The organism is Chloroflexota bacterium, assembly GCA_026708035.1.
Lineage (GTDB): Bacteria > Chloroflexota > UBA11872 > UBA11872 > UBA11872 > JAJECS01.
Genome location: JAPOVQ010000026.1, coordinates 80,695 through 86,827, shown reverse-complemented (window position 1 = coordinate 86,827; position 6,133 = coordinate 80,695). Strand labels below are relative to the sequence as shown.

6 protein-coding genes are annotated in these 6,133 nt (G+C 67.1%); 2 read left to right on the top strand and 4 right to left on the bottom strand.

The window, feature by feature from the left end; translation table 11 throughout:
- Positions 1-404: 404 nt before the first annotated feature.
- Positions 405-1,628: a hypothetical protein gene (locus tag OXG33_11515; protein MCY4114546.1), complete on the top strand. Its 1,224-nt coding sequence runs from the start codon at positions 405-407 to the stop codon at positions 1,626-1,628.
- Positions 1,629-1,780: 152 nt separating this feature from the next.
- Here the strand turns inward: OXG33_11515 and OXG33_11510 are convergent, their stop codons facing one another.
- The 3 genes from OXG33_11510 to OXG33_11500 form a co-directional block, all read right to left on the bottom strand.
- Positions 1,781-2,146 carry a DCC1-like thiol-disulfide oxidoreductase family protein gene (locus OXG33_11510; protein MCY4114545.1) on the bottom strand — a complete coding sequence of 122 codons (366 nt, stop codon included), beginning with the start codon at positions 2,144-2,146 and terminating at the stop codon, positions 1,781-1,783.
- 212 nt (positions 2,147-2,358) lie between these two features.
- On the bottom strand, positions 2,359-2,730 hold the full coding sequence (locus OXG33_11505) for a hypothetical protein (GenBank protein ID MCY4114544.1): 372 nt from the start codon (positions 2,728-2,730) through the stop codon (positions 2,359-2,361).
- A 48-nt stretch (positions 2,731-2,778) separates the two neighbouring features.
- Entirely contained in the window at positions 2,779-3,372 is a 594-nt protein-coding gene (locus OXG33_11500) for a hypothetical protein (protein MCY4114543.1), read from the bottom strand.
- Between the two features lie 242 nt (positions 3,373-3,614).
- On the opposite strand from OXG33_11500, the gene OXG33_11495 reads away from it, so the two are divergent.
- The gene (locus tag OXG33_11495; protein MCY4114542.1) at positions 3,615-4,571 is read left to right on the top strand and encodes an acetamidase/formamidase family protein; all 957 of its coding nucleotides are present in this window, start codon (positions 3,615-3,617) and stop codon (positions 4,569-4,571) included.
- On the opposite strand, the gene OXG33_11490 is transcribed toward OXG33_11495, so the two are convergent.
- The gene (locus OXG33_11490) at positions 4,568-6,085 is read right to left on the bottom strand and encodes a YifB family Mg chelatase-like AAA ATPase (GenBank protein MCY4114541.1); all 1,518 of its coding nucleotides are present in this window, start codon (positions 6,083-6,085) and stop codon (positions 4,568-4,570) included. The two genes, OXG33_11495 and OXG33_11490, sit on opposite strands and share 4 nt — an antisense overlap.
- Between the last annotated feature and the right edge of the window lie 48 nt (positions 6,086-6,133).

The window sequence follows — 6,133 nt, the reverse complement described above, 5'->3', positions numbered from 1 at the left end:
CTGGAGTGGGCCACACGTGCGGGGTGAGGACCGACGGCTCGGTTGAATGCTGGGGGTTGAATGAGGATGGGGATGGGAACTACCTCGGCCAGGCCGACCCCCCGGTCGGAAGGTTCGCATCCGTGAGCGCAGGGGTTTCCCACACCTGCGGCGTGACGACCGACGGCTCGGTCGCCTGCTGGGGCAGCGATTACCTGGGCGAATCCACGCCGCCCGGAGCCGACTCGACTCCCGCGGAAAGCACGCGCGCCACAGGAAAACCCGCCGAGCCGGCGCCCACTGCGACGCCGGTTGCAGAGGTGCGAGAGTCATCCGGCTCGCCCCGCGACGAGTACCTGGCAGACTGCGGCGGTTTTGGACTAGAAGCGGAAGATCCCATTGACGGCCTTCGTGGGTACTCGGAGTTGCTTGGCGATTACATCCGGCAGTTCGAATCCGTGGAGCCTCCTGAGGAATTCGCCGACTGGCACGAAGCAATGGTGGCCTATCTGAAAGCCAGTGTGGCGGTGTTGGACGATGCTCCCGGACCTGGAGAGGATGCGTCCACGGATGAACTGGAGGAGTACGTTTTCAGCATATTGAGTCCGGTGAGCGTTCAGCATCTCCCGAAGATTTCCGAAATCGTCAATGCCATGGACCGGGACGCAATCGCGGACATGCTTGAGGCCGGCTGCATTGACGAGGGATTCCTCGATGACACTTCTACTGAAGCGGCAAGCGGGCAGCCGGGGTCGGCAGATGGTGGCCGCGTTGCCGCAGGCGCGACCACTGAATTCAGCTCAATAGGCGCCGGGGGGTCCCACACCTGCGGCGTGCGCACCGACGGCTTGGTTGAGTGCTGGGGTTCCAACACGTCTCTGTTGGGCGACCTTACGAATCAGGCTGCGCCGCCGTCCGGCAAGTTCGTCTCCGTAAGCGCTGGCGGATTCCACACGTGCGGAGTGACGATCGACGGTTCGGTCGAATGCTGGGGCGACAATGAGTTTGATCAGTCCAATCCCCCCCGTGGACTCTTTGTCTCAGTCAGCGCGGGAGGGCAACACACCTGCGGAGTCAAGACCGACGACTCGGTCGAATGCTGGGGTTCCAACACGTCTGTGTTAGGCGCCCTTATGGACGATCCCCCGGATGTCGGCCAGGCCACACCGCCACCCTGGGACTTCGCCTCCGTGAGCGCCGGTGGAGCCCATACTTGCGGAGTGAGGGAGGACGGTTCCATTGAATGCTGGGGCTTTGACCCGGTCGCGCAAGCTTTGGGCTTGGGGCACGCCAATCCTCCGGAAGGTTCCTTCGTCTCGGTCAGCGTCGGAAGTTCCTACGCATGTGGCGTGAGAGGCGACGGCACGCTGGAATGCTGGGGCGGTGACGTTCTCGAGGGTGAGGTCCCGCCACCGCCCGGGGAATTCGTCTCGGTCAGCGTCGGGGGTCGCCACGCCTGCAGCTTGAGGCGGGACGGCTCCGTGGAATGCTGGGGCCACAACGAATACGGCCAGTCCAGTCCCTCTAGCGATCGTTTTGCCTCGGTGAGCGCGGGGGACTTTCACACGTGCGGAGTGAGGACTGATGGCTCCATCGCCTGCTGGGGCTCGAATGAAAACGGTCAGGCCGCGCCGCCCGGAGCGCCGTGATCCCAGCGGGGAGGTTGCCGTTTGCGCTCTCCACGTCAGCCGTGTCTCACTGCTCTGTGGTCAATACAGCTAGGCGGCGTCGAGGACTCGCGCACGGCCGTGCTGCTGTTTGAGCCGCAGGCCTGTGCCCCAGCGGTTGTGAGCGCATTGCCTCAGGGCATCAGTCGCTCGATCCACCCGAGGCGGTGACGTTGCGCGGCCACGATCCGATAGGCGGCGTCGACCAGCGGCGCGACGACCGCGTTGGCGAGCAGCCGTTCCGCGGCTGGACCCAGGGCCTCGGCCAGCGCCCGGCGCAGCGCCGGACCGGAGGAGCGGACCGTGCCATCGACGTCCGCGACGTGCAGGGCGGTGCGGTGTTCAGCGGCCGGTAGCGACTCCAACAAGGCATCGGCCTCGGGCCGGTTGAAGTCCAGCAGATCAAGGCGGTGGCGGCGGTCGAGGCGCCGCAGGACCCTGGCGCAGACGCGGCAGAAGGCGCACTCGCCGTCATAGAGGACGACCGGATTCCTCCTCACCCTATCCGTCTCCCTCGGAGGGGAGAGGGAATCCGGTGCGCACGACCGGTCGCCAACTCACCCCCGCCTCGAGGTGCGGGGCGGGCACAAGCTCTCTCCGACATATTCGGACCGGACGGATGGCGGACGGGTGTTTGAAGACGTGGTCAATCCGTGTGGGCGATGTCCGGGGCGACGAATTCCGCCGCGCCGGGGCGCGGTTTGCTACGCGACTACGGCGGATTGCCGGTAACGGTATACCCCAGCGCACGCAGGCCGCGTATCGCCGAGTTGCGCTGGTCGGTTGCCCAGGTCTCACACGGCTCCCAACCGCGCCTCTCGGCGAAGCCCTTGTAAAAGTCGGCATGGAAGGGGTGCATCTGGCCCAGATAGGTGCCGTTGGGCCAGGCCGGCGTGTCCCGACAGAAGGCCTCACCCTCGTAGCTCTCACCGATAGTGAGACCGCATTCGCCGAAAACGCGCCGGACAGGATGGTTCCGATCGCTGCGCCCATCGAGAGTGAAGTCCGCAAAGTACTGGTTGCCGCTCAGCAGGTCGGTGGCCTGGATGCGGAATCGGCTGGCTGCGAAAATCTGCCGTGCCATCGCCACGGCGGCGCCTGAGAATATGAACTGCTTGTCTGTCGCCGTGCCTCAGACGCCTGAAATCGTGGGATTGGCGTCGAATCTCCATTGCGTCGCCACCAGACCATTGATATCGCCTGAGATATGGGCGTCTTCGCCGAAGTAGACAAATGTGTCAATGAGGTTGTCTTGGCAGCGAACCAGGAGGACCCGCCTATTCTGTGCGGCGAGGGCAAGGTAACGTTTGGCTCCCGTGTCCTCGTCGTACACGCTCGTGTCCAAGACCCACGTCGTCGTTGCTTGCGCAGTTTGCGCGGGCATGGGCGGGGGCGAAGGCGCGGGGTCGGGCGTCGGTGTCGCGGTCAATGGCGGCGAGCCCCCGGGAGGCTCGACGACGGTGTAGCCAAGCTCCCGCAGCCCGCGGGCTGCTGAAGCCCGCTGGTTCTGAGCCCACGTCACGCACGGATCCAACCCGCGACGTTCCGCGAATCCCGCGTAGAAATTCGAGTGGAAGGGATGCATTTGACCCAAATAGGTCCCGTTGGGCCACGCCGGATAGTCCTGGCAATAGTCCTCACCGTCGTAGTTGAGGGCGACCACCACCCCCGCCGTGACAGTCCCAACCAGGACCGCGCCGGCGAGCGCCCGCAAGAGTCGGCGCATGCTGCTCCTCCCGGCGGACGACGGACTCTGCACAAATGTCTGAGACTAATTCTGAAGCCGTCGGTGCATCCCGGCAACTGCCGACGGCGGCTAGCGGTCGCGGCGACTCTTCGCCTGTGACGCCGCGCTGGCTGCAAGGCGCGTCCTCGAGCTGGACAGTGCCATGCGGCGCTTCGGCGCGCGAGTGAGAAACTGACCACGAGCCGCCGCCCTCGCCCTGCCCTCGAACGGGAGATCACGACATGGCGCATCACGAGTTCGAGCCCACGACCTATCACAACACCTTTGGCTGGCATGCGCCGCCGCTGACGGTCCAGCCTGGCGACAGCGTGCGCACCAGCACCGTCGACGCCCGGGGCGGGGACCGGCATGGGAACACCGTCGCCAATCGCGGAAACCCACAGTCTGGGCCGTTTGCGGTCGCCGGCGCGGAGCCGGGAGACACGCTGGTGGTCACACTCGACAAGGTGCGTATCACGCGGTCCTGGGGCTTCAGCTCGTCGGCGCTTGCGGCCAACGTGCTCGAGTTCGATGACGTGCCCGATTTCAGCGACGAGGCCGACCGATCCTTCTGGGACATCGACCAGGAGGTCGGCACCGTCAGGCTCCAGGCGCCCGAGCGCGTGCCGGCCGGAGAGCCCACGCCGGCGCGGAACCGGATCCACGACGTGGCGCTGCCGCTGCAAACCATGATCGGCTGCGTGGCGGTGGCGCCGCCCGGTCGGCAGCACATATCGACCGCCACCTCCGGGCCCTTCGGCGGCAACATGGACTACAACGGCGTGGTCGAAGGGCTGCGGCTCTACTTTCCGGTGTTTGCGCCCGGCGGACTCTTCCACACGGGCGACGGCCACGCTTTGCAGGGCGACGGCGAGATGGACGGCACGGGCGTGGAGGTGCCCCTGGACGTGACCTTCACGCTGGACCTTATCAAGGGCAAGACCATCGAGTGGCCGCGCTTCGAGAGCGACACCCACCTCATGACGGCCGGCAACCTGCGCCCGCTCGACCAGGCCGTGCAGCACGCCACGTCCGAAATGGTGCGCTGGCTCGAAGTCGACTACGGCCTGACGACGCGCGAGGCCCATCTGCTGCTCGGCCGCATGGTCGAATACGACCTGGGCAACATGTTCGACCCCGCCTACACCATGATCTGCAAGCTGCGGAAGGACGTGCTGCGCGAGGTGGCGGGCCGCTAGCCGTCGTCGAGGCGGGCGCGGTATTGCAGCGCCTCGGCCACGTGGGCCGCGCCGATCACTTCCGCGCCGTCCAGGTCGGCGATGGTGCGGGCCAGCTTGAGCGTGCGGTGATGCCCGCGCCCGCTCAGGCCCATCCGGTCGTGCGCGCCGCGCAGCAGGGACTCGGCGCGCTTGTCGATCACGCAGAGCTCCGGCACGAGGCGCGCCGTGATCTCGGCATTTACCCGCAGATCGTGCGGGTTGAGGCGTCTCGCCTGGACATCCCGGCAGGCTTCCACGCGCTGCCGCACCACCTCCGACGACTCGCCGCGGTCGCCGCCCGCCATGTCCTCATAGGGAATCTGGGGCACTTCGACATACACGTCGATGCGGTCCAGCAGCGGACCGGAGATGCGGCGTCGATAGCGCCGCGCGGCGTCGGCCATGGTCGAGTCGCCGTCCCCGCCTTCGGCGTAGCCGCCGGGCGAAGGGTTCATGGCCGCCACCAGCATGAGGCGAGCGGGCAGAGTGACCGAGTAGTTGGCGCGCACCACGCTGACGGTGCCGTCCTCCAGCGGCTGACGCAGCGCTTCGAGCGACTGCCGGCTGAACTCCGGAAACTCATCCAGGAACAGCACGCCCCGGTGCGCCAGGCTGATTTCCCCCGGCTGCGGCGTCACGCCGCCACCGACCAGGCCCACGTGGGACACCGTGTGATGCGGCGCGCGAAAGGGTCGTTCGGCGATCAGTGACGTCCGCTGGGGGATCAGGCCGGCGACGCTGTAGATCTTGGTTACCTCGATGGCCTCTTCCAATCCCAGCGGCGGCAGGATCGACGGCACGCAGCGGGCCAGCAGCGTCTTGCCGGCCCCGGGCGGACCGATCATCAGCACGTTGTGCGCGCCGGCGGCCGCGATCTCCAGCGCCCGCTTCACGTGGGCCTGTCCGCGCACGTCGGCGAGATCGACCGGGTAGCTGGAGCGATCGACGGTTGTCTGGGTGGCCGGCAGCGGTTCGATCTGGATCAGTCCGATGAAGTGCGCGATGAGTTGCTGCAGCGAGCTCACCGGCAGCACCTCGATGCCGCTGACCACCGCCGCCTCGGCCCCGTTCATGGCGGGGACGAACGCGCGCTCCATGCCCGCCGCCCGCGCCTCGGCCACCATCGGCAGAATGCCGTCCGTGTGGCGCAGCGCGCCGTCCAGCGACAGCTCGCCCAGGAACACCGCGCGGTTCTCCGTGATGTCGCCCAGCTGTCCGGTGGCGGCCAGGATGGCGGACGCGATGGACAGGTCGTGCACCGGTCCGACCTTGCGCACGTCCGCCGGCGCCAGGTTGACGGTGAGGCGGCGGTTCGGAAATACGGCGCCGCTGTTGCGAATCGCCGCGCGCGTGCGCTCCCGCGCCTCCTGCACTGCGGCGTCGGGCAGACCGACGATGGTGTAGGCGGGCAGTCCCTGGGCTACGTCGACCTCGACATCCACGAGCACGCCGTCAAGGCCCACCAGCGCGCAGCTATGGACCTTGGCAAGCATGCCCGGATTCTACTTGTGCGGCGTCGGGGGAGGCAGCCTCTCGTCGGC

Excerpts from the sequence above, each read along its gene's own strand:
- OXG33_11505 (MCY4114544.1), bottom strand. The coding sequence starts at position 2,730 with ATGGCACGGCAGATTTTCGCAGCCAGCCGATTCCGCATCCAGGCCACC.
- OXG33_11500 (MCY4114543.1), bottom strand. The coding sequence starts at position 3,372 with ATGCGCCGACTCTTGCGGGCGCTCGCCGGCGCGGTCCTGGTTGGGACT.
- OXG33_11495 (MCY4114542.1), top strand. The coding sequence starts at position 3,615 with ATGGCGCATCACGAGTTCGAGCCCACGACCTATCACAACACCTTTGGC.
- OXG33_11490 (MCY4114541.1), bottom strand. The coding sequence starts at position 6,085 with ATGCTTGCCAAGGTCCATAGCTGCGCGCTGGTGGGCCTTGACGGCGTG.